Origin of the sequence: Candidatus Fokinia cryptica, from assembly GCF_034359305.1 — a bacterium.
Classification (GTDB): domain Bacteria; phylum Pseudomonadota; class Alphaproteobacteria; order Rickettsiales; family Midichloriaceae; genus Fokinia; species Fokinia crypta.
The window spans coordinates 35736-58621 of sequence record NZ_CP110343.1; the positions used below are offsets into that span (position 1 = coordinate 35736).

Consider the following 22886-nt stretch of genomic DNA (forward strand, 5'->3'; position numbering starts at 1 on the left):
TATTAATATTCTATGAAAAACTTTCTATCTTCATTTAGAAGTAAGATGCTACATCACAATATTGATTGTGCAATTATTACAAATAAAAAAGAAGACGTATTTTCTTCTCCAAAGAGCAATATTTTTCCAAATGTCGTATCACACACCATAAACTTTCAGTCTTCAAATTATATTTTTCTTCTCACGCACAAACATCTTACTATAATGGTAGATGGACGATATACATCGTATGCAGAAAGAGACTTCAAGCTTCAACAACCAATACACTTGCAAGAAAGTATTACAATACTCAACGTAACAACGCGCTCTTTCTTAGAAACACTAAATTCTTTATTATCTAACGAAAAAGCTAAAGTATGGTACGATGATAACAATACAACAATAAGTGAGCTTTTTCTTTACCAGAAATTCTCTAAATTCGACTTTATAGCTATACCAGATGATATATTATGTGCTTTTGAACATAAGAATCAGTTTAAGCAAAATATAATTTTTTTAGACAAGAAGACGAATGCTAGAATAGAACAAATACGAGATAAGAAAAATGCTAAACTTATATCATCAATAGAATCTGTCTCATGGCTTCTTGGGATCAGAGATATTGAAAATGGCTATAGCATTGCATTTAATGGAATGCTGCTAATAATGCCATCTATATATAATCAAAAAGATATCCTCTTTCAAAACGAATATGCAAATAGCGTATCGAATATTTCGTATGACGTGGTGCATATCTCAGAATTACAAAAAAATGTTGTAAACTTAGCAAACAATAACATCAAAATAGAAATAGAACATTGGTCTTTTCCTGCTAATCTTTATAATAAGCTTATTGCAACAACTTTTGAATATGCGCATTCTGAAACATTCATAAATAGTATCGATCTTTCAAAAAAATTAAGAGCAATAAAAACTCCGGAAGAACTAGAAAATATGAAAGTAGCTCACAAAAATGACGCTATTGCATTTGATAAATTTTTTGAATTCATCAACAATTTTAAAGGTACTAATTCTACCATTGAAGAAGATTTTTCTGATGCTTTACATAGATATAAAGCTGAACAACAAAATTATATCAAAGAAAGCTTTTCAACAATCTCAGCACTTAATGAAAATGCCGCACTACCTCATTACAATTATAAATTCTCCTTACAAAAACCTTCACTTCATACATATTGTAATAATTCATATAATCTATATCTCATAGATGCAGGCTCTCAATATACACATGGCACTACAGATGTTACACGTACTATATTGTTAAGATCTGCTCATGGAAAATTCTCAAAAAACGATTTGATAGAAATAAAAAAGCATTTTACCGTTGTACTAAAATCTCATATTATGCTTGCAAGTGCTATTTTCCCAGAATGGACAACTGGAGCACAATTAGATTCATTAGCACGCTACAACATATGGCAACAACATCTAGATTATCAACATTCCACCGGTCATGGAGTTGGATTTGCTTTAAATGTACACGAAGGACCATACTATATATCTCAAAATTGTAATGAAGCAATTGTCGAGAATGTAGTTTTATCGATAGAGCCTGCATTATACTTCACACAAAAATATGGAATCAGAATAGAAAATCTTTACTATGTGAAAAGATGTTCATCTCTATCTCCAATTGAAAGAAGCATGCTAAAGGAACAATTACACAGCTCTTATATGTGTTTCATTCCGCTTACTATAATACCATTCGACTCAAATCTTATAGAATATTCTATGCTTCACAAGGATGAAATAGCATGGCTTGAAAGATATAATCGATTTATCAATTTGATGAAAATCACTTAATTTTTCCAAAAATATTCCTTGCATCCAATACGGCAACTCCATCACTATCAATAAATTCATTTAAAGAAGTTAGATCGATGTTACTTTGGTAATTAGCGGGTCTTTTATCAGCACTTCTGAGTGCTTCAAAATCAATACTAATACCAGCAACTACATCTTCAAATTGCTTCAAAGCTGCCAACGGTATGGTGACGTGCTCTGTCAATTCGTCAAATGATGCGGTAACAGAAAATTTTTCATGAGAGGCCTTAAAATCCTGGCATGGATGTTGCAATGTAATCTTTAATTCGTATGGATATCTCTCCTTCAGAACAGGTGGCACTTCAACACCATGATGATGAATATCACATGTAATGTTAATACAAAAGTGCAAGACATCCTCTTTGTTTTCTATCATTTTTAATACATCAGTAATCATAAGACGTACTATGCTAGGATATAACTTACCATACTCAAATTTTTTTTTCATTATCTCTCTTTTTTACAATATACATATATGATAAGCATAAAAAGCTCAACATTTCAATTTATCTTATACATTCATCACACTTTAATTAGTATTTAAGTTTTGGATTTTATGATATCAACTAAAAAAATATTTCATTTAATATTAAGATTAATACGTTTCCTTTTAACCTTCATAAGTCCACCTTCATGCATATGCTGTAAAAGTGAGGTGCTAGATTACGATACTTTATGTGCTAATTGTTGGAATGATATCTATTTTATATGGAACTCACACTGTAAGTACTGTGGAGAAATAATAGAATATAATAGCCCTTTTTATTGTTTATGCGAGAAACAATATTTGATGCATGATAAAGAGGCATTTATACCTTTTGAAGAGTTATATGAGCGCAGAGAACAGTATACAATAATATGTCTCACTCTATATACTCATATCGTAATCAATTTAATGATATCATTTAAGAATAATGCTCAATACTTTATCCATATCTTACTTTCCAAAATATTCCTTATACATAGAGAAAAATTTGAAATGACTTCATTAGTAGTACCAATACCAATGCATGATAGTGCTGTTCGCAGAAGAGGATACAATCATACTGCTATAATGGCTAAAAACATCAGTACTTCTATCAAGAAACCGTACTTACATAACATTCTTATAAAACAATATAATAAAATACAAAAAACCCTATCGGAAAAAGATAGAGTGAAAAACGTAAAAAGTGCTTTTACAATAAACAGGAAATTATTACATCAAATAAAGAATGAGCACATATTACTAGTAGATGACGTAATGACAACTGGTGCTACAATGCAACAATGTACAAGCTTATTATTAAACAATGGTGCTTCTTTTGTCACAATCTTATCATTTGCAAAAACATAATAATTCATAACTTCATAATATGGATAGTACAATTTACGCTCTCTCTACTCCATTTGGTAAATCAGGTGTCGCCATCATCAGAATCACAGGAAGTCGTGCTATAGATGCTGCACAATTGCTCAAATGCACTACACATTCGAGAGATAGAACACTTTTTCGGACAAAACTTTTCTCACCCTCTGATGGTACTCAACTCGATGACTGCATGTATGTATATTTTCGAGCTCCTAATACATTTACAGGGGAAGATATAGTAGAATTGCACACACATGGTAGTATTGCCGTTATAAACGGAATACTTGAAGAATTAGAAAAAATACCTTTTTTAAGGAAAGCAGAAAGAGGTGAATTCACAAAACTTGCTTTCAAAAATGGCAAAATGTCACTATCAGACGTAGAAGCATTATCCGAACTACTGCAAGCTGAGACTAGTATGCAACGACGTGCAATACTGGCGCAAATGTCAGGAAAATTACATAAAACATATAAACGATGGCGAACTACTGTCGTAGAATGCATGTATAAAATGGAAGCATTAATAGATTTTTCATCAGATGAAGTACCAGAAAATGAGTTGCATTACGTTGAGCGCATAATTTTAGAGCTACAAAATGACATGCAAGAACATTACACGCATAGCAATAAATGCCGCACTATATTCGAAGGAATTAAAGTACTTATTATTGGCTCACCGAACGTTGGTAAATCTTCTATTATTAATCTTATTACCAACGAGGAAGTAGCTATAGTTTCTGAGATTCCAGGGACTACCAGAGATATAATTTCCGTATCTAAAGAAATTAATGGTATAAAATACACATTTTACGATACTGCAGGATTTCGAGAAAATAGTTCAGATACTATTGAAAAGCTCGGAATGCACCGTGCAATAGAATATTCTACATCAGTTCACATAATACTTATTGTGATAGATGCAACTACTAATATTGAAGAACAGTATCAACAGATAGAATCTAAGATACCTCTAGAAAATATAGAATTCTTACAAAAAGTGTTGCTTCTATATAATAAAAGCGATATATCAACTACACAAGAATGTAATATAGATATAATAAAGGCGATAAAAACTCGTATAAAGGATCACATTGAAGTACACTTCATCATTTTTTCCGCTAAGACAGCAACAGGATTATCTGAATTAATAAATGCACTGGAAAAAACATATATTGAGTACGACGATCTTACTCTTACGAGCAATCTTCGTCAGCTAGACGTTATAAAACACACTCTTGTAAAAATAAAAGAATACATCAATCTTCCAGTAACATACATCGACATAAAGGCACACCTAATAAGAGAAGTTGCAAAATCCCTCGAACTACTAATAGGTGAAGTGGATATAGAGGAGATATTAGACAACATATTTCACAATTTTTGTATAGGAAAATAGCACCATGATAGAAATTTAAAGATTCTACCACTTGCTTTTCACAAAAATATTAAAGAAAAAACCTAAGAAAGAAGACCACTCTTACTCTCTAGTACTTTATCTACTATACGAAATTTCATAGCTTCATCTGCAGACATAAAATTATCTCTCTCCATGGCATTAAACAAAACCTTTTCGCTATGTCCTGTATGTTTGGAATATAACTGAATCAGCATCTTTTTTACCTTCGCCATTTCAGCAGCATGAATCTGTATATCGGTAGCCTGCCCTCTATACCCTCCTAATGGCTGATGTATCATCACTCTAGAATTTTTCAATGCATACCGTTTTCCAGGAGCTCCTCCAGCTAATAACATTGAGCCCATAGAACAGGCCTGCCCTATGCATACTGTCATTACATCTGATGTGATGAATTGCATTGTATCATATATAGCCATACCTGCTGTTATAACTCCACCAGGTGAGTTAATATACATTGATATAGGTTTATCCGAAGCTTCGGACTCTAAAAATAATAGCTGAGCCACTATAACAGAAGCCATATTATCTTCAATTTGTCCATTAACAAACACAACTCTATCTCTCAGTAATCTTGAATAAATGTCAAAAGCTCTCTCACTTCTGCCAGATTTTTCTATGACAATTGGTACAAGAGTGTTTTCCATACTAAATATGCAATTTTTCTAAATATCTTAGAGATTAACTAAAAACGCACTATGACACAATACAAGATCAACAAACATACTATAAATTGCCATTCAGACTAAAAATATAGAATAATATAAAACAATAATTACTTACTATTATTTAGCCTAAATCTCGGCTTTTTTCTGTTACCATTATTATTACTGAAGTCTCCTTCTTTTTTAACGATGCCACTCTTTTCTTTATTGTTATTGAGTTCTGCTTTTACAGTTGTTTTACTATCATCTTCAGTAATAATGTGCGTTATAGATTCAGCAACAACTGCTACTACTACATCTCTAGCTATCTCTAGCATTAGAAATTTCTCATCTTCTCTTCTCAAGAAAATTCCCCTAATGCCATTTGCAAATATCACGCCAGTACCAGACTTCATTTCACTTACTGCTTTTTGATGTTCTTTAGCTTTTTTTTGCTGTGGTCTTACAATGAATAACCAAAATATCAGTATTATGATTACTAAAGGACCTATATTCACTAAAATCGTCGTCAATTCGTTTGATGACATAATCTATTTACGTATAAATATAACGAAATTTCTATTACTGCAGAAAGGTATACTATATCGGTAATTATTGCAATTACGTTCTGCAAAAGCTAAGTATTACGATATCAATAAGTAAATATAAGCTTCAAAATACCATGCTGTTGACACTAAATTGGTTAAAAAAGTATGGAAATCTACTCGTACAATGCGATGAATTAATTGATCGATTAGGACGAATTGGGTTTGAATGCGAGATACAGGAGAACTATAGAAAGCTATATAACAACTTCGTAGTAGGAGAAGTCATTGAACATATAAAGCACCCTAATGCATCGAATTTGTCTGTATGTTCGGTTCTCACTGAGAAAAACGGCTCTCCAGAACAAATCGTCTGTGGTGCAAGTAATGTCAGAAAAGGTAAAGTAATTGTTGCAAAAATCGGAGCAGTTATCCCTACAGAAAATGGTTTAACCATTGTCAAAAGGGTAATTCGAGATGTAGAAAGTAGTGGTATGTTATGCAGCATAGAAGAACTGGGAATTCCTGAATTTGCCTTCAAACCAAGAGCACAAATGGAAAAAAGTATTGGCGGTATTGTTATAATAAACGATGACGTAGCAACAGGTACACCGTTAGTAGAAGCACTCAATATCGACGACGTGCTAATAGAGATATCAGTACTACCAAATAGACGAAGCGACTGTTTAAGTATGATCGGATTACTAAGAGAAATGAATGCAGCTCAACTAATTAAGTTGCATGACGACTATCAGAAAATACCATCTTATTTTAAGACTAACGAAAAACTCGAAGTCAATAAGATATCAAAAATTCATGAAATCGATAAAGAATTATGCAAAAGCTTTATCGCGGTATCATTAAAAAATGGGCAAATATCCGAAGAAGGAGTAAAAACACAAGATATAAGGTTACTTATGTTTTGCATGAAAGCTTTATCCGATAACCCTATTGTAGACGTTGGGAATTTCTTTATGATGGAAAGCGGTATTCCCATACACATGTATGACATGGCAAGAATATCAGGAAAAATTTCTATCAAGAAATTTGAGAAACCTAAAAAATTTGTAGCGTTAAATGGTAAAGAGTATGATGCTACCGATTGGGGAGTAGTGGATGAAAGTCAACTTATTTCACTACCTGGTATCATGGGTTCTGATGATACTAAAATTACATCTGAAACTCGCAACATTCTTTTAGAAATTGCAGAATTTGAACCTTCTGCTGTACAAAGAGTCGCTAATTCAACAGGAATTATTAGTGAAGCAGCACTACGATTTATCGGAAAAAAAACTTGCTATAAATATCAAAACAATGAGGAAGAAATTTTTCGAAAAACTCTTATCAATCAATTTATAAATTTCTTAAGAAAAGAGTTTCATTTCTCTGTAGAAGGGATAGATAGTAGAGAGTCTAAAATGCCAGAATCTGCGAAAAAGATAATATCATTTTCACTCACAGAAATCGCATCTATTATAGGAATAGAATTGTCGGAGAAAATACTTGTCGATACTCTACACCCACTTGGTTTTTATGTAAAAAATATCGGAAATAATGAGTTTGAATTAAGTGTTCCATATTATAGGGTAGGTGATGTATCACATATTGAGGACATCGCAGAAGAAATCGCAAGATTCCTTAATTTAGATGAAATTTCCAACAAATTCGAAGGTATTAATGTGCAATTAACTCCTGAAAATTTAGCCATAACTTCAAACAATAATGAAGAAACAATAAAAAAAATATTACTGGCACGCGGTTTAAATGAGGCTATAACATGGAGCTTCATAAGTGAGGAAACTAGCAAACTGTTCTACAATAATAACCAACTTAAAATACAAAATCCCATTAATAAGGATTTTACAATTATGCGGCATAACATTCCTTCCAGTATGCTCGGTATGATTAAAAAAAACCTTAGTAGAGGTAATAAAAACATGTCTCTTTTTGAAATCGGGAGTGTTTTTGAGCAACATGAAGAAGTAAAAGAATACAAAATGATTAGCGGCATGAGAGTGGGAAGTAATTCCCAAAGGGAATACGATTTCTTTGATGTCAGAGACGACGTAATAGCCGTTATCAGTAAGTTCACAAATTTTGAGCAATCATTACTAAAGGACGACAATATGCTTCACTATAACTACGAATTAAGTAATGCAAATACTTCACAATATTATCATCCTTATCAAAGTGCTGTAATAACGTGTAATAACTCTATCGTGGGATATTGTGGTAGACTACACCCTACTATAGCGGAACATTATGAAGTCGACATCAATGTATTTTTATTCGAAATTTTTTATGAAAAATTAAATAATTTACAAGCTGCTACAGTTAGGAAAAAAACTTTTTCAGAATTTCAAAAAACAACAAGAGATTTATCTATAGGAGTTGTTTCTCAAATAGAATCTTCTTTGATAATTCAAAAGCTACATTCTTTCTGCAAAGATTTTGCTGTTATCAAAGAAATAAGATTATTCGATGTATATCAACCATCAACAGCAGATATTACATACTTTGGAATAAGATTCGAATTGCAAAAAGATAATGGTACTCTTTTGACTGAAGAAATTGATTCTATTCTGAATAAAATAGTTATCTTTGTAAAAGAACAGTTTTCAGCAGAAATAAGAGGATTGCAATGAATCATAATTAATCCATAAGTCTGTAGAAAATACCTAGATATCCACTAATTTTATAGTGTCCCCTTTCATGTCCAAAATCAGAACATCTCCCTCATCTCAATATGAATACATCTCTAAATTCATTAAAAATGAGCAACATAGTTGTTTCGAGAAAATTAGAGACTCAGCACCCGCTGAACTTTCACATATGCAAATCACATCGGTAGAAGGTTCTATATTACGATGGTTGGTAGCTACACAACAACCAACTTTGGCATTAGAAATTGGAACATTTGTCGGATATTCTACCGCATGGTTAGCAGATCATATGCATTATGACAGCACTCTGATTTCTATAGAAAAATCATATGAGAGACTTGAATTGGCAAAAAGAAATATAGAACGATGTCATTTTAAATGCGAAATACAATTACTTTTAAATGATGGTAAATCCAAAGAAGAAAGAGATGCAAACCTTAGAAAAATCTTAGAAAAATATGGTGACAACTTTGGACTTATATTTTGTGATGGAGCTAAAGCTGAGTATATTAATTACTTTCAAACAACATCAAAATACTTGAAAAAAGGTGGGTTGTTTATTGCGGATAATGTCACATCATTCCATTCTTGTACTTCTGATATCGGAAACGCTATAGATGCTTTCAACTCATATGTTTGCAGTAATGATGCATTCGATACAACCATCATCCCAACTTGTGATGGCTTAATGATTGCAAGGAAAAAGTAAACTAATTGTTACGAATTTAATTGTTACGAATTTCTTTAATAGACAATTAATAGAAAATGTTTTACGTTCACCCTACGGATTATTTTTTATACTTGCGATTACGCTGGAAGAATGAGCATTTTTTTTAAAGAAGTAACAATAGAAAATTATAAATTCTTTAAAACAATAGAAAATTATAAATTCTTTAAAAATAAAAAGATTCCTAATGAAGAGCGGGGAAGCGGCCTCACTGTCGAGCTGAACGTTCCTAATGGAAAGCGGGGAAGAGGTCTTACTGTCCTTATTGGAGATAATGGAACAGGTAAAACTAGTATATTAGAGGCTATATCCATCCTAGACTATCCTGCAAATATTGATGGTAGTGAGTTTCCTAATCGTCAGAGCTTGATAAAAATTAGTGCAATTAAGGTAGAAGTAATAGAGGGCAAAGTGTTCTCTTCCACTACCATTGAAACGACTGCTAAAATAATCGCTGAAACATGTCACGCTTTTTCTCGTAAAGGTAGAATATTCCAGAAACCTCCTGATCTTAAAAATGTAAGCATCCTCCTTTTCTGTCGCAACAAAAGGAAAGAAATTTCCGTCTCAGGATATAGAACGGCATTTCGGAAAATTATAGATGAGTTAAATCGGTGTTTTGACAAAAGTATCAGAGACATTGAACGAAACACCAATACATCTGAATTAGAAAAGGTAAGGAAAGAGTTAGAAGCTCTTTTTTCCGAACAAAAAGATATTCTTCAAAATTTTTTTTCAGAGTTAGAAGAGTATCAAGAAGGCGTTATGAAAGACGTTCGCCAAAAGATCAAAGAATATGAAGAGAAATTTAAGAAAATGGAAATAGATGATCATCGAATAGAGTACTACTACAATCATGATAGGCTTGCTATCCAGATAGATGAGATGATACGAGCTTACTTTCAAAAACGTAATGAGCTAGTAACTAGATTTGTCAGTGACTGTAAGAAACGAATCTTTATTCAAAAGCTTGGTGGACTAATAACTGGGCATGATATACTAATTAGGATTACAGAGTATGGTGAACCAATAACTGGATCTCTCAATGAGAATGATATACTAATTAGTCGAAAGCTTGGTGAACTAATAACTGGTTTTCTCAATGAGGATGATATACTAATTAAGATTCAAAAGCTTGGTGAGGAATTAATCGACCGCAACCATCTTTCTTATTGGGAACTAACCGACACCAGCTACATTCCTCATTGTGGACTAACCGATCGCAATCATCTTTCTCATCAGGAACTAACCAACCTCAACTACATTCCTTATTGGAAAAAACGAGAAAAATTGTTGAAATATTTTAATGAAATAGCAGAAATTCCACTATCAAAATATTTTCGTGCATATGAAGAACTCCACCACATATTTCTACAAATTCCTAGACTTCTTAACAAAAAATATATGTACAAAAATGAGAAGTATGCTCATATTGCCGAAAAATTTGAAAATATACATAAGATCGCACCATTCAATTTACTGTCTCACTTTGGTGAAACATCTCTTGCATTAAACACAGACACATTACTATCTCAAATAGATATATCAAATTTAGGATCTGGTGTTCAAATGCTAGCGGGATTACTTATCTTGAAACACATCCTAGAACCATCAAAGACGAAGAAAGAAAATGAGGAAGATGGAGAAATAAAAAGCACAAACTTCATCTACTTGATTGATGAACCTGAGCTACACTTACATCCAGAAGCACAAAACGCACTGATGGAATTACTGCTCGAAGAGTCGAAAACAAAACAAATAGTAATCTCCACTCATTCAATAGAACTGATAAGTAGGATATTTCGACCTATAAGAACCACAGATAAAGCTCAAAAGCAGAATAGTAAAAGCGGAGATACAGAAGATAACGCTCAATCTCAAGATCAGAATAATAAAAGCGAAGATACAGAAACGAAATCTCATGCACCAGTTAAATTCTACCTTTGTAAGAGAAACGATAACGGGAAGATAGAACTAACGGAACCATTACCAGAAAGTTCTGACTATCCTTATCCACTATCACGAGGAGCGATAGCTTTTCATGCTTTTGGTATCTGTACTACGGATTTCCATAATGAACTTTATGGTTACTTATACTCATTATATGAACCAGAAACACAAAAGGAAAAATATAAAACAGAGATGTTCGATAAAGAGCTGGAAAAATATAAAAAGATGCAGATAAAACGTTGGATAGAAATAAGTAATAAGAGTTATGATGTGACGATATGCACTTATATCAGGCATTCCATACATCATCCTGAAAACAACAAAAATGCCCCTTATACTGATGATGAGTTGAAATTTTCAATAGAAGGCTTGATAGAAATAATAAGGAAGAGAAAAAAAGCTGAAAAAACGAATAGAGAAGAACCAACAGAATCAGGACAAGCTAATAATTGATAAAGAAGCACAACGTACAAATTCCTACTAAAAGTATACACCAACTTTTTGTCGTAACTTTTTACAGAATTGTATGTATAGCTAACCATACACCAAAAGATAATAAGCAAGAGCCAAGATAAAGCAGTGTTCAATACTTACTGAAAGAAATTCAGTATTTTAGATGGAGTATTTTGATATCACACAACACATCAATTACTAAAACTACGTAAAGAGTTTCAAAAATCTATCGAACATTTACCTTAACTATAAATCCCCCTAAACGCTCGATTTATCAATTTTTTCTAATAAATAATAAATAATAAATACTTTGATACATCTATGAAGATAGCCTACTCAGATACTCTTTCAAATATATCCCTGTGAGACTATCTGGATGTTGACATATATCTTCTGGTCGACCCACGCACAATACTTTACCTCCCTTAGGTCCTCCTCCCGGACCAAAATCTATAACATAATCAGCTTGTGCTACAATACTCATATTATGCTCCACAACAATCACGGTATCGCCTCTATCAACCAACCTGTTAATCGTAGATATCAATTTTGTGACATCTTCCGGATGTAGTCCTTTGCTTGGTTCATCTAATAAATATACAGTATGACTTTTAGAAAACTCTTCCACTCCTCCCCTATCATTACCAATTACACCTATATGTGCTCTTTTGGACAATTCTCTAGACAATTTGACGCGTTGTGCTTCACCACCAGAAAGAGTCGTTGCTGATTGCCCCATCTGCATATACCCTAAACCTACTTCTTGCAATAAAGATATCTTTTCTCTTATAGCTGGTACATCTGTGAAAGCTTCCATTGCTTCATCTATAGAAAGCTCAAGTATATCAGCTATGGAATAGCCATTCCATTTTATTTGCAATGTATCCTGATTATAACGCTTCCCACCGCATGCATCACACTGTATATATACATCTGGCAAAAAGTACATCTCTACCTTAATTACACCATCACCTTCACAAACTTCACATCTTCCACCTTTAATGTTAAATGAAAATCTTGCCGCGGTATAACCATTACTAATAGAATCCGGAAGATTAGCATATAATTCTCTAATTTGCGTAAATACATTAATGTACGTAGCAGGATTAGATCGCGGTGTTCTACCTATTGGAGATTGATCTATTCTGATAATCTTATCAACGTTTTCAACTCCGGTAATTTTTTTATAAAGACTTGAATTAGTGAGCATTCCGTTGATTTTGTTATTTACAGCTTTATAAAAAAGCTCAACAAAAGTAGATTTCCCACTACCAGAAACTCCCGTAATAGCTGTAAGTACACCACATGGAACATCAATATTAACATCTTTTATGTTATATGCAGTTGCTCCATAAATGGATAACATATCAGTATTAAGAGTCCTTCTCACACTCGGACAACCGATATTTCTTCTACCTGAAAGATAAAGACCAGTGATACTCTCAGGACACTCTCCAATTTCCTCAGGAGTTCCTGTTGCTACTATATAGCCTCCTGATTTTCCAGCCCCTGGACCGACATCGATCACATAATCGGCTCTTCTTATTATGTTCAGATCATGCTCAACTACCAGAAGTGAATTACCCATTTTAGTAAGTGAACATATGATATCTATTATCCTGTGTTTATCGTGCTCATGAGCACCAGCACATGGTTCATCCAAGACATATACTATTCCGCTTAAGCTGGATCCTACTTGCCGTGTAATTTTTACACGCTGACCTTCACCACCGGAAAGAGTTTGGGCTTGTCTATCTAAACTTAAATATCCTACACCTATCTCTTCCAATAACATAAGACGTTTTATAACCTCTTCTATTAATTGATTCGCGATTTGTTTTTTCTTTTCATCTAATTTTCCATCCAATTCTCTGAACCATTGTATTGCATCTGTAATACTCATTTGGCACAATTCTCCAATATGTATACCAGCAACTTTTACATGAAGAGCTTTGTTATTAAGTCTATATCCGTTACAACACCTGCAATTCCTTACATCTCTATATTTCGTCAATTCATCCGCTAAGTGTGTGTTAGTTGTAGCATCTGCTCTCTTTTCAAGAAATTGAATAACACCTTCAAATTCTTCTTCAATTACCGTGTACCTCGCACCATCGCTATACTGAATTCTGAGCAATTCTCCATTCGAACCATCAAAAATAATATTCTGGATTTTTTCAGGCAATTTACAAAACTGAGTTGTAGGATCGAACGAATACTTTTCAGATAATGCTCGAAAAACTTGTACACACTTTTTACGAAAACTTTCAGGAACAATCTTGCTCTCTGCTGACCACGGATGTATTGCTCCTTCCACTAAGCTAAGACGAGGTTGAGGTACTACTAATTCTCTGGAAAAAAACGACTCTTTACCAAGGCCATCGCACTCCGGACATGTTCCTTGAGGTACGTTAAATGAAAACATTTTTGGATTAGGCTCCTCGATTGTAAATCCAGAAACGGGACAAGAAAATCCTTGAGATAGTATCATCTCTTGTTGCTGCTGATCTACTGAGACGATATGCAACTCCAATATTCCTTTACTTAGCCTAGTAGCAGTATTAACGAATGAAAAAATTTGCTCTTTTAAACCGTGATACGCTGTTTTATTCTTTCCGGACAATGATAACTCAGAAAGGAAAAGATTACCTATAACAGCCTTTATCGTATGCGATACATTCGACTCCAGTATAGGTAAATGATCTACATCGTACTGAACATTATCTATAGTAAATTTTCTGTAACCATTCTTTTTAAGAAGAGCCAATTCTTTTCTGAAATCTCCCTTTTGATTCTTTGCGATCAAAGCATAAAATGTAATATTCGAATCTGGAGGTAAAGATAATATTTTTTCCACCACTTCCGTAGCAGCTTGTCTTTTTATTATCTTTCCAGTTACTGGTGAATGCGGCTCTCCAACCGAAGCAAATAATACACGTAAAAAATCATATATATCCGTAATTGTAGCTACAGTAGAGCGTGGATTTCGAGAAAATCCTTTCTGATCAATTGCTATCGGAGCACCCATGCCATGTATGTTACCAAGCTTAGGTTTTGCTTGCTCTTCAAATTGTCTTGCATACGTACTAAGGCCAAGATATAGTCTTTTTCCCTCTGCATTTAATACATCTATCGCTAGCGAACTCTTTCCAGAACCGCTAACTCCAGAAAAGACAACAAACTTCTCTTTAGGTACTTTAACACTTACTTTTTTAAGATTGTTTTCAGATGCATCCGAGATAGTTATAAATTCCACTTTATTAGAAGAAGTTGACATGCCATGCACACAGTAAGTTCCATTTTTTCAATAGCTGCTTCGCCATCTGACATTACAATAATACCACAACTAGGAAAAAAATCCATTCAGATTCATTGAATATGCACTTACTCTATATTTTTCAATATCATCATATAAAAATAGAACATCTTATAAGTGATTTAATTCATCTTTAAATAGGAGTTTTTTTCTTTACTATCGACGATTTAATATCGCTTATAATGCTTAAAAAAATAAAAAGGCTCAACCATAAATGATTATCCTTCTCCTAGAAACTGAATTAATTCTAGAGATTTGAGTGAAGACTTTTCTTTTTCTTTAAATTGGTGAGTTATACTACCATCATTCAGAATAATTAACTTATCACCATATTCTATTGCGTGATGCATATCGTGAGTTATCATCAAAACCGTTCGATCTCTCAAAATTTTTTTAGTCAATTTCATTACATCATCAGATGTCTTTGGATCAAGTGCTGATGTTATCTCATCCATAAGAAGTATCTTAGACTCAGAAAGTAATGACATCACAACACTAAGAAGTTGCCGTTGCCCTCCTGATAAGGTAGCTACAAGTTGTGTTAATTTCCTTTCCAACCCTATATTCAACTCCTTTAACTTTTCTACAAAAAAACTCTTCCTCTCTTTCGTATTATACAACTTCATTCCTCTATTTTTCCCCTGCATATAAGCAAGATTAAGATTTTCAAAGACAGTCATATCGCTGACAGTATTGCTATCAGGATATTGCGTTACATATGAAAAAAGTTTTGTCCGTTCAGAAGAAGACATTGATTTAATGTTATGGCCATTTACCACTACACTTCCAGTAAAATTCTTTATTTCACCATTTATAAGACGTAAAAAACTTGACTTTCCTACGCCATTCCTACCTATAATCATCACGAATTCATTTTCCATAATATCAATTGTTAAATTCCGAAATATGGAATAATCATCAGATTTCGCTTTTAAGCATACATTACTTATTTTTATCATCTGATATACGTATTTTTGTGAGATAAATTACTATTGTTACTATAATACCTGTGATTAAATTCACATCATATACTTCCATATGAAGTAGATCTGCATGTAAAGCAAAAGCAATAATTACTCTATATAAAACAGAACCAGCTATACATGAAAGTATGGAAAAAATGATAAACCTCCCTTTGAATATCTGTTCCCCAAGAAAAATTCCAGCAAATCCTACTACCAACGTACCAACTCCTTGTGATGTATCGCATAACTGCTGATATTGAGCCATCAAGCTACCGCTTAATGCTATCGCACCATTACTAAGCCCTAACATTGCCAACGTAATACCACTAATACATATACCTACCGTTTTACATACTGATTTATTACGTCCTATTGCACGAGCAGCTAATCCAAAATCGGTACTTAAGACATATGAAAAAATACATAATATAAAAGCTAAAATACATGATAATACTAAAATTGGAGAAATGTCCGAAAATATGGTCTTATAACCCACTAACGATATATTGGAAATACCTCCCATAATACGCATATTTATAGAGTATAGCATGAAAGCCACCAGTATTCCGGCAAGTAAATTTTGCACCCTACAGTATATATGCAAAACTCCTGTAACAACACCTATTACTACTCCAACAATAAAAGCACAAATTGTAGCTAACATCACAGATACTCCATTCGCAATCAAGGATCCGGAAACGGCAGCACCACTCATAAAACTTCCATCACATGTCAGATCAGGAAAATCTATTATCCTAAAAGTAAGATAAATACCTATAGCTACTATGCTGTATATCAACCCTACTTCTATAGAGGCAAAAATCTCTTCCATATTATTTCTGCAAATCATTAACAATCACAGATGCCTTTTCCATAATACTGCGTGGTATGGAAAAACCTATCTCATCACTCGTAACTTTATTAATAGCAATTTCAACTTTTTCTGGATATAGAACTGTACTATCTACTTTTTCGTGATTAAATGCTTTTTTAAGTAATTCCCCAGTCATGACACCAATTTTATACTGATTTGGCCCTATCGCTCCCAATACGCCAGCATACACTGTATCTACGTCTGTGCAGTACAAAGGTATTTTCCTTTTTTTACAAAATTCAGCAATATTTGATATACCACTTAATGCAGTATTATCATTACTTATTACAATCGCATCAACTTTTTCAATAATGGAAGCTAAACAAGAATTTACATCAGTTACTTTTAATAAAGCACGTTTAACTAATTTAATATTATATTTAGAACATGCTTTTGACAAATCATTTACTATATATTGCGAATTTATCTCACTCGGATTATATAATATTCCCAATTTTTTTATATAAGGTTGCATTTCAATCATTATTGCAAGATACCTTTCTGATGGCAAAAAATTGCTCACACCAGCTACATTTTCGTTTTTTAGCAAACCAGCTTTATATGGTTCGGTGACAGATGAAAAAACAACAAGAGTATCATGTTTCTTTCTAGCACTTAACAACATCTGAGCAGCCATTGTCCCTATACCAACTACTGCTTTCGGATGGGATGCAAAGCACTGGGAAGCAATCTGATGAGCAAGCACTATATTGCCTTGCGCAGATTTTACGCTTACTGACGCTATCCCCTTGATAGTATCGTAAATTGCAGAAGCAACAACATCAAGAGCTGGATGATCTGCTGACTTGACAACAAATACTGTATTTTCTGATGCACTAGCAATAAATGCATAACATATAAATATCTTTATTAAGATATATCTAATCATTAGGCGTACAGTAAATAGTAACGTGTTCTCATATATTCATTTTCAAACAAATTGCAAATTATTATTTCATTCTATTCCACGATAGAGAACTAGCGTGATTTGCTACTATAGACTCTTTATGCCCATTTATGTCAACAAAATATATGTTGCTAATACCTCCATTTCCTTTACGAGCACTAAACATCATACCAAATCCATTTGGAGCCCATACAACATTATCTACTAACAACGCACTATTCAAAAGCCTCTCTTCACTGCCATCAGATTTCATAATACCAAGATAGAACATGCCACCTAAACGCTTGCTAAAGGCTATATAACTGCCATCAGGAGAATACGAAGGAGTAAAATATTGCCCCTCACCTGTACTGACTGGTGTTATTTTTCTTGTAGTTGCATCAAGAAAATAGATTCTATTAGTACCACTATGATCAGAAGTAAATACCATCCTCGTTCCGTCATATGAATACTGAGCATTTGTGATAATAGCATTTTTCACAGAAAGTAATGGCACTGTCTTACCATTCTTGAAAAAATGCTCATATAAACCCGTAGTCCCCATATATGCAATAGAAAAAATCATCTTCTTCATATCTGGAGAGAAATTTATTGAAAAGATTGTCCCTTTTAATGAAAGAACTGGCTTAACACTACCACTCTCTAGATCAAGCTTCATTACCACTGTTCTATGATTCCAGTACTCAATGTAATATAGCTTCGTACCGCATGGAGTAAATCGCGGATCATGCACTATATTTCGACCATTCGTAACATATACAGCATTCTCTCCGTTGTAGTCTGATATTACTAACTTAGTAATCTGCTTTTTTGCCTTCTTCAATTCTTTTACAAATGCAATTTTCGTATTGAAATAACCACTTCTTCCAGTTGTATACTGATAAATTCGGTTTGATATCGTGTGAGCTACCTCTCTCCATTTACTAACTTGCACTACTTTAGAAAATGCATCTACCTGTTCCTTTAGTCTCACATCAAATAATTTATAAGATATAGACAATGATTCGGTACTTTTATTATACTCCACTTTACCTAACACTATAAGGGACGTATCGCTTTTCTTCCACAAAGAGAAATTTGGAATACCAGTAAATTCTACCTTTTCTAAAAAACTTTTTGAATCCGGAACACTGAAAACTCCCGAAAAAGAGAGATCTTTTGCAATTATAGTAGAAATCTTTTGTGATATTGGAAGCGCATTACTACGAAATGGAAGAATCGCACAATCTACAAAACGCACTCTATTTTGAGAAACCTTCAGCTCTAAAACAGCATGTGATATATTTGCAAATGCTAAAGAAAGTACAATAGAAGAGAGAAAGAAGGCTACTATGCGCCTAAAAGTAGAAAGACACATCGCAGAAATTGGTTAATTCTCGTATGATTCTGAGTGTGTATACATACAACGAAAATGTCAACAATTTCAATAACACCAAACTTTTTTCTTACCAAAGCCCTAACTGAAACAACTGTACTAAAAAGAAATCTGACAGCGTTTCTAATTTTCATTAAATCACAAATCGCAAGATCGTAAATTGAGACGCTGCAAACACCTCCAACAAAGAATCGAGAGTAATTTGCAGCATTATAACTTTCCTACCCTATGTACCCACACCTTTATCTAAAGGAATCAGGTCTTCAGCTAAGAGATTTCTCTACGTCTACTTTTTTGACATACTCAGGATGATGTATATCAGCACCACTCCTTTTACTATATCTTATTTTTTTGCCATCTAGTATCTTAAAGCCTATACGACATGGTTTTCTGTCATTAGGATCAATATGCATTACTTTGGACAATGAAAGCGGGCATTCTATATTCTGATATCCATTGGCATTAGCTTTTTGCTTTTTACGCCTAATATTTACACCAGAAACTACCACTTCATTCTCGTCTACTAGAACAGCAAGCACCTTCCCAGTTTTTCCTTTATATTTTCCAGAAATCACCACGACTTCATCACCCTTTACAACTCTAGCAGCCATAACAAAAATAAATTAATTTAATAATCAAAAACAAGCTATAACACTTCTTGTGCTAAGGAAATAATTTTAGTAAAACCCAACCCTCTCAATTCACGAGGCATAACACCGAACACTCTAGTCGCGAGAGGTTCACCAGCTTCATTTATTATAACCGCAGCATTTACATCAAATTTTATATAACTGCCATCTTTTCTTCTAATTTCTTTCTTTGTTCTCACAACAACAGCCTTATATACTCCTCCCGCTTTCACTAGCTTTGGATTTGGTATCGCATCAACTACAGATACCACTATTCTATCACCAATAGAACCAAACCTTCTCCTCGAACCACCAAGCACTTTTATGCATTTGGCAAATTTAGCACCAGAGTTATCAGCAACTAGCAATACAGTACCAGGTATAATCATAAGAAAAATAACAAAATAGTTTCAGTAGTCACAATAACAGATAAATTAACGAGCCTTATCGTACAACACTAACCACTTCTTTAACTTAGAAATAGGTCTCGATTCGATGATAGAAACTACATCTCCGCACTTAAAAGCAGAATTAGGATCGTGGGCATGATACTTTTTCGTCACCGATACTATTTTTCTATATTTCGGATGCTGGAATTTTCTCTCAACCTCAACAACAACAGTACTCTGTTGTTTATCACTCACGACAACACCTTTTAGCACTCTTTTTGGCATTTCTATTATTTTTTTCACATATCCAGAACTACGTCGGATGCTAGATAATTCATAAATAAAAGTCAAGCTATGATGGACACAATTAACATACAATCTATCTTCAAAAGTAGCTTAATAAGACCATTTAAGAAGTAATTTATTTAGTATTCATATATTGATAAGTTATATCAAATTATTTTATGATGCTTTTATGATTCGTCGGGTATGCAAAATACTAATTCTTGGATTTTACTAGTTTTATGAAAAATTCCACTGATCTTCACATACATTACTTTCTATAAGACATATTGGTATGAGCAATAAAAAAAGTGATGATATACTGTGTAGCTATAATGGTATTAAATACGTTACGGTTACAGAGGAAGAGCGTTTGATTAAAGAAATCTCAGCTCAGTACTCAAAAACTGGGTTTATAAAAGCTAAATTTATGGATTTACTTGCATGGGCAAGAACAGGCTCTTTGTGGCCTATGACATTTGGACTAGCATGTTGTGCCGTGGAGATGATGCATGCAGCAGGAAGCAGATATGATATGGACAGATTTGGAATGCTTTTTCGTGCAACACCACGACAGTCTGATGTAATCATAGTTGCAGGAACTTTAACCAATAAAATGGCAACTGCATTACGTACCGTCTACGATCAAATGCCTGAGCCAAGATGGGTGATATCGATGGGGAGCTGTGCTAATGGTGGTGGGTATTATCATTATTCATATTCTGTAGTAAGAGGTTGTGATAAAATTATACCGGTGGACGTATACGTTCCCGGATGCCCACCAACTCCCGAAGCATTACTATATGGATTTATGATTCTTCAAAGAAAAATTAGAAGACAACATAGAGAAGCTACCTATGACAAACTAAAACAAAACATCACACCACTTCCGAACTAAAATTCTTTATAGCAATTTCAGGCATTTTCGTTGCCACATTCTACTGGTTGAATCCATTCTTTTCCTATAAGAACCTTAGGAGAAAGATACTTAAGAGTACCAGCATTGCTTAACATTTCGACTATTGAAATAGTGTAATACAGCACACTATCATAAAACGCTATCTCTGCTTCATATGCGTCAACCTGTGCCCTCATAGAATCTGAGAAATTCTTTGTGCCTACCTCATATTCCACCGCTGTATCTTTAGCAAGCTTTGTACGATGTATTAATGCAGCTTCACGAGCCTTCATCAAGACCATGTTACTCTCCATTCTCCCCCATAATTTCTTAGCTTCTTCGACAGCAACCGCTTTTGCATCTCTCCAAACGATTTTAGCACGATTTTTCTCGCTATTTTGAGTGTATATTCTAGTATAATCTACAGGAACAAATATTGGCATCTTTACGTTAAGAGAAACCGTTCTACCTCCAAATAAGTAAGCACTAGTCTCTGAATCGTACACACTCTGAGAAGTATCAGGAGCAATATTATAAGATACATCAACAGAAGGACCTAGCCTAGATAATGCAGCTACAGAATGAGCTTTCTCTTTCTTATATGCAAAAGAGCTTTGAGCGATAGTATCGTTATATTGCATTGTAATGTCGATTAGAGCATCTAAAGAAGCAGGAATAGAAACACTACTAAAGTCAACATGAGAGAGTTTTATGTTATCTTCTGGAAATTCTGTTCCTGTCAAGTAGCGAAATTTCCCTTTTTCCTCCTTAAGGGTCTCCTCAGCGGTAGTAAGCTGACTGACTGAATTTGCCATTTGGTATTCCGCTTCCGCTAAGTCAGAAGATGCAATCACTCCAAGAGAAAATTTTATCTTTGCTTTTTCTAAGGCACCTTCATAGTACTTCTTCTGTCTTTTCCTAATCACAACTACACTTTTATCGTGCAGTATTTTTTCATAACTCAATATTACCTGCGCTACTATCTTAGTGACAGTATCATAAAATCCATATGTATCAGCATTTTTGTCAGCATTTGAAGAAACGATCTCCATCATATCTGCTCCACTCTTAAATATATTACAACTTACTTGCAATGAAGCATTTTCGCTGATATCACGCTCTACTTTTTGCCCTGTAAACGTTCGTGCATCCTTTACAGTAGCAATCGTATAACCCCAATTTGCTGTCGGTAGTAAACTCGCAAGAGCAACATTTTCTCTACCGGATGACACATTTACACGCTCCTTTGCTGCTGCTATTTTCTGATTATTTTGCAGAGCCACATCTATAGCCATAGAGACATCATATGCATGAGACTCCACAAACGAAAAACACGACGACACAAGCGTCACTACAACGAAAAAGAACTTCGACACTATAATTATCATCTACTATTCAAATTTCCACTAGTGGATTTTGGAGAGATAGCAGAACAATGTCAAGGCTGACTTAATATGCTATGCCTTTACTTAAATTAGTAAAATCTAGAAAGTCATATACATTCATGAATTTGGAGAGACAAAAACTAATTCTAGCACTGACTCAGATAAGACATAATAAACATCTATCAAGAAATATATTAAAAAAAATTCCAGATACTAAAATCTTATCAGCACTTCACGATACTCTTGATCATTTCATTCCATGATTATAGATTACCGCAAGTATCCAGCTGTTGAG

At 33.8% G+C, this 22886-nt stretch carries 19 protein-coding genes and 1 pseudogene; 8 read left to right on the forward strand and 12 right to left on the reverse strand.

The genetic code is table 11. From position 1 onward, the window contains the following. Positions 1–12: 12 nt before the first annotated feature. Positions 13–1803, forward strand: a complete 1791-nt coding sequence (locus Fokcrypt_RS00185; protein ID WP_323722196.1) for a M24 family metallopeptidase — start codon at positions 13–15, stop codon at positions 1801–1803. Here Fokcrypt_RS00185 and Fokcrypt_RS00190 read toward each other — a convergent pair. Continuing rightward, on the reverse strand, positions 1796–2272 hold the full coding sequence (locus tag Fokcrypt_RS00190) for a ClpXP protease specificity-enhancing factor SspB (protein ID WP_323722197.1): 477 nt from the start codon (positions 2270–2272) through the stop codon (positions 1796–1798). The two genes, Fokcrypt_RS00185 and Fokcrypt_RS00190, sit on opposite strands and share 8 nt — an antisense overlap. A gap of 108 nt (positions 2273–2380) precedes the next feature. Here Fokcrypt_RS00190 and Fokcrypt_RS03585 point away from each other — a divergent pair. The 3 genes and pseudogenes from Fokcrypt_RS03585 to mnmE all read left to right on the forward strand — a co-directional run. Beyond that, positions 2381–2566: pseudogene (locus Fokcrypt_RS03585) on the forward strand (double zinc ribbon domain-containing protein); the annotation flags it as partial. A gap of 48 nt (positions 2567–2614) precedes the next feature. Next, positions 2615–3160 carry a ComF family protein gene (locus Fokcrypt_RS00195; RefSeq protein ID WP_323722198.1) on the forward strand — a complete coding sequence of 182 codons (546 nt, stop codon included), beginning with the start codon at positions 2615–2617 and terminating at the stop codon, positions 3158–3160. Positions 3161–3179: 19 nt separating this feature from the next. Then, on the forward strand, positions 3180–4571 hold the full coding sequence (mnmE, locus tag Fokcrypt_RS00200; protein ID WP_323722199.1) for a tRNA uridine-5-carboxymethylaminomethyl(34) synthesis GTPase MnmE: 1392 nt from the start codon (positions 3180–3182) through the stop codon (positions 4569–4571). A gap of 62 nt (positions 4572–4633) precedes the next feature. Here the strand turns inward: mnmE and Fokcrypt_RS00205 are convergent, their stop codons facing one another. After that, on the reverse strand, positions 4634–5236 hold the full coding sequence (locus tag Fokcrypt_RS00205; RefSeq protein ID WP_323722200.1) for an ATP-dependent Clp protease proteolytic subunit: 603 nt from the start codon (positions 5234–5236) through the stop codon (positions 4634–4636). Positions 5237–5364: 128 nt separating this feature from the next. Beyond that, positions 5365–5781 carry a preprotein translocase subunit YajC gene (gene yajC, locus Fokcrypt_RS00210; protein WP_323722201.1) on the reverse strand — a complete coding sequence of 139 codons (417 nt, stop codon included), beginning with the start codon at positions 5779–5781 and terminating at the stop codon, positions 5365–5367. A 134-nt stretch (positions 5782–5915) separates the two neighbouring features. Between yajC and pheT the strand changes: the two genes are divergently transcribed. The 3 genes from pheT to Fokcrypt_RS00225 all read left to right on the forward strand — a co-directional run bounded on the left by pheT (position 5916) and on the right by Fokcrypt_RS00225 (position 11571). Further along, positions 5916–8423, forward strand: coding sequence for a phenylalanine--tRNA ligase subunit beta (gene pheT / locus Fokcrypt_RS00215; protein ID WP_323722202.1), 2508 nt, complete (start codon positions 5916–5918; stop codon positions 8421–8423). Between the two features lie 67 nt (positions 8424–8490). After that, the gene (locus Fokcrypt_RS00220; protein ID WP_323722203.1) at positions 8491–9150 is read left to right on the forward strand and encodes an O-methyltransferase; all 660 of its coding nucleotides are present in this window, start codon (positions 8491–8493) and stop codon (positions 9148–9150) included. Positions 9151–9261: 111 nt separating this feature from the next. Beyond that, a complete protein-coding gene (locus Fokcrypt_RS00225) occupies positions 9262–11571 on the forward strand; it encodes an AAA family ATPase (RefSeq protein ID WP_323722204.1) in 2310 nt (769 codons plus the stop codon). 319 nt (positions 11572–11890) lie between these two features. On the opposite strand, the gene uvrA is transcribed toward Fokcrypt_RS00225, so the two are convergent. From uvrA to rpsQ, 8 genes are all read right to left on the reverse strand, one after another. Next, the gene (gene uvrA, locus Fokcrypt_RS00230; protein ID WP_323722205.1) at positions 11891–14848 is read right to left on the reverse strand and encodes an excinuclease ABC subunit UvrA; all 2958 of its coding nucleotides are present in this window, start codon (positions 14846–14848) and stop codon (positions 11891–11893) included. A 257-nt stretch (positions 14849–15105) separates the two neighbouring features. After that, positions 15106–15846, reverse strand: coding sequence for an ATP-binding cassette domain-containing protein (locus tag Fokcrypt_RS00235; protein ID WP_323722206.1), 741 nt, complete (start codon positions 15844–15846; stop codon positions 15106–15108). Next, positions 15830–16684 carry an ABC transporter permease gene (locus tag Fokcrypt_RS00240; RefSeq protein ID WP_323722207.1) on the reverse strand — a complete coding sequence of 285 codons (855 nt, stop codon included), beginning with the start codon at positions 16682–16684 and terminating at the stop codon, positions 15830–15832. The genes Fokcrypt_RS00235 and Fokcrypt_RS00240 overlap by 17 nt, the downstream gene beginning before the upstream one ends. A 1-nt stretch (position 16685) precedes the next feature. Continuing rightward, on the reverse strand, positions 16686–17615 hold the full coding sequence (locus tag Fokcrypt_RS00245) for an ABC transporter substrate-binding protein (protein WP_323722208.1): 930 nt from the start codon (positions 17613–17615) through the stop codon (positions 16686–16688). Positions 17616–17676: 61 nt separating this feature from the next. Further along, a complete protein-coding gene (locus tag Fokcrypt_RS00250) occupies positions 17677–18990 on the reverse strand; it encodes a hypothetical protein (RefSeq protein ID WP_323722209.1) in 1314 nt (437 codons plus the stop codon). 281 nt (positions 18991–19271) lie between these two features. Next, positions 19272–19619 carry a 50S ribosomal protein L24 gene (gene rplX, locus Fokcrypt_RS00255; RefSeq protein WP_323722210.1) on the reverse strand — a complete coding sequence of 116 codons (348 nt, stop codon included), beginning with the start codon at positions 19617–19619 and terminating at the stop codon, positions 19272–19274. A gap of 35 nt (positions 19620–19654) precedes the next feature. Further along, the gene (gene rplN, locus Fokcrypt_RS00260) at positions 19655–20026 is read right to left on the reverse strand and encodes a 50S ribosomal protein L14 (protein WP_323722211.1); all 372 of its coding nucleotides are present in this window, start codon (positions 20024–20026) and stop codon (positions 19655–19657) included. A gap of 45 nt (positions 20027–20071) precedes the next feature. Beyond that, positions 20072–20311, reverse strand: a complete 240-nt coding sequence (rpsQ, locus tag Fokcrypt_RS00265) for a 30S ribosomal protein S17 (RefSeq protein WP_323722514.1) — start codon at positions 20309–20311, stop codon at positions 20072–20074. Between the two features lie 337 nt (positions 20312–20648). Here rpsQ and Fokcrypt_RS00270 point away from each other — a divergent pair, with 337 nt between their 5' ends. Next, positions 20649–21206 carry a NuoB/complex I 20 kDa subunit family protein gene (locus Fokcrypt_RS00270; protein ID WP_410519732.1) on the forward strand — a complete coding sequence of 186 codons (558 nt, stop codon included), beginning with the start codon at positions 20649–20651 and terminating at the stop codon, positions 21204–21206. A gap of 17 nt (positions 21207–21223) precedes the next feature. Here Fokcrypt_RS00270 and Fokcrypt_RS00275 read toward each other — a convergent pair whose 3' ends face one another. Further along, positions 21224–22594 (reverse strand): TolC family protein, encoded by a 1371-nt coding sequence (locus Fokcrypt_RS00275; RefSeq protein ID WP_323722213.1) that lies wholly within the window; start codon positions 22592–22594, stop codon positions 21224–21226. Between the last annotated feature and the right edge of the window lie 292 nt (positions 22595–22886).

Excerpts from the sequence above, each read along its gene's own strand:
- Fokcrypt_RS00275 (WP_323722213.1), bottom strand. The coding sequence starts at position 22,594 with ATGATAATTATAGTGTCGAAGTTCTTTTTCGTTGTAGTGACGCTTGTG.
- mnmE (WP_323722199.1), top strand. The coding sequence starts at position 3,180 with ATGGATAGTACAATTTACGCTCTCTCTACTCCATTTGGTAAATCAGGT.
- yajC (WP_323722201.1), bottom strand. The coding sequence starts at position 5,781 with ATGTCATCAAACGAATTGACGACGATTTTAGTGAATATAGGTCCTTTA.
- Fokcrypt_RS00240 (WP_323722207.1), bottom strand. The coding sequence starts at position 16,684 with ATGGAAGAGATTTTTGCCTCTATAGAAGTAGGGTTGATATACAGCATA.
- pheT (WP_323722202.1), top strand. The coding sequence starts at position 5,916 with ATGCTGTTGACACTAAATTGGTTAAAAAAGTATGGAAATCTACTCGTA.
- Fokcrypt_RS00190 (WP_323722197.1), bottom strand. The coding sequence starts at position 2,272 with ATGAAAAAAAAATTTGAGTATGGTAAGTTATATCCTAGCATAGTACGT.
- Fokcrypt_RS00195 (WP_323722198.1), top strand. The coding sequence starts at position 2,615 with ATGCATGATAAAGAGGCATTTATACCTTTTGAAGAGTTATATGAGCGC.
- rplX (WP_323722210.1), bottom strand. The coding sequence starts at position 19,619 with ATGGCTGCTAGAGTTGTAAAGGGTGATGAAGTCGTGGTGATTTCTGGA.
- Fokcrypt_RS00225 (WP_323722204.1), top strand. The coding sequence starts at position 9,262 with ATGAGCATTTTTTTTAAAGAAGTAACAATAGAAAATTATAAATTCTTT.
- Fokcrypt_RS00235 (WP_323722206.1), bottom strand. The coding sequence starts at position 15,846 with ATGATAAAAATAAGTAATGTATGCTTAAAAGCGAAATCTGATGATTAT.
- uvrA (WP_323722205.1), bottom strand. The coding sequence starts at position 14,848 with ATGTCAACTTCTTCTAATAAAGTGGAATTTATAACTATCTCGGATGCA.
- Fokcrypt_RS00245 (WP_323722208.1), bottom strand. The coding sequence starts at position 17,615 with ATGATTAGATATATCTTAATAAAGATATTTATATGTTATGCATTTATT.
- Fokcrypt_RS00205 (WP_323722200.1), bottom strand. The coding sequence starts at position 5,236 with ATGGAAAACACTCTTGTACCAATTGTCATAGAAAAATCTGGCAGAAGT.
- Fokcrypt_RS00250 (WP_323722209.1), bottom strand. The coding sequence starts at position 18,990 with ATGTGTCTTTCTACTTTTAGGCGCATAGTAGCCTTCTTTCTCTCTTCT.
- Fokcrypt_RS00220 (WP_323722203.1), top strand. The coding sequence starts at position 8,491 with ATGTCCAAAATCAGAACATCTCCCTCATCTCAATATGAATACATCTCT.
- Fokcrypt_RS00185 (WP_323722196.1), top strand. The coding sequence starts at position 13 with ATGAAAAACTTTCTATCTTCATTTAGAAGTAAGATGCTACATCACAAT.
- rpsQ (WP_323722514.1), bottom strand. The coding sequence starts at position 20,311 with ATGCCAAAAAGAGTGCTAAAAGGTGTTGTCGTGAGTGATAAACAACAG.
- rplN (WP_323722211.1), bottom strand. The coding sequence starts at position 20,026 with ATGATTATACCTGGTACTGTATTGCTAGTTGCTGATAACTCTGGTGCT.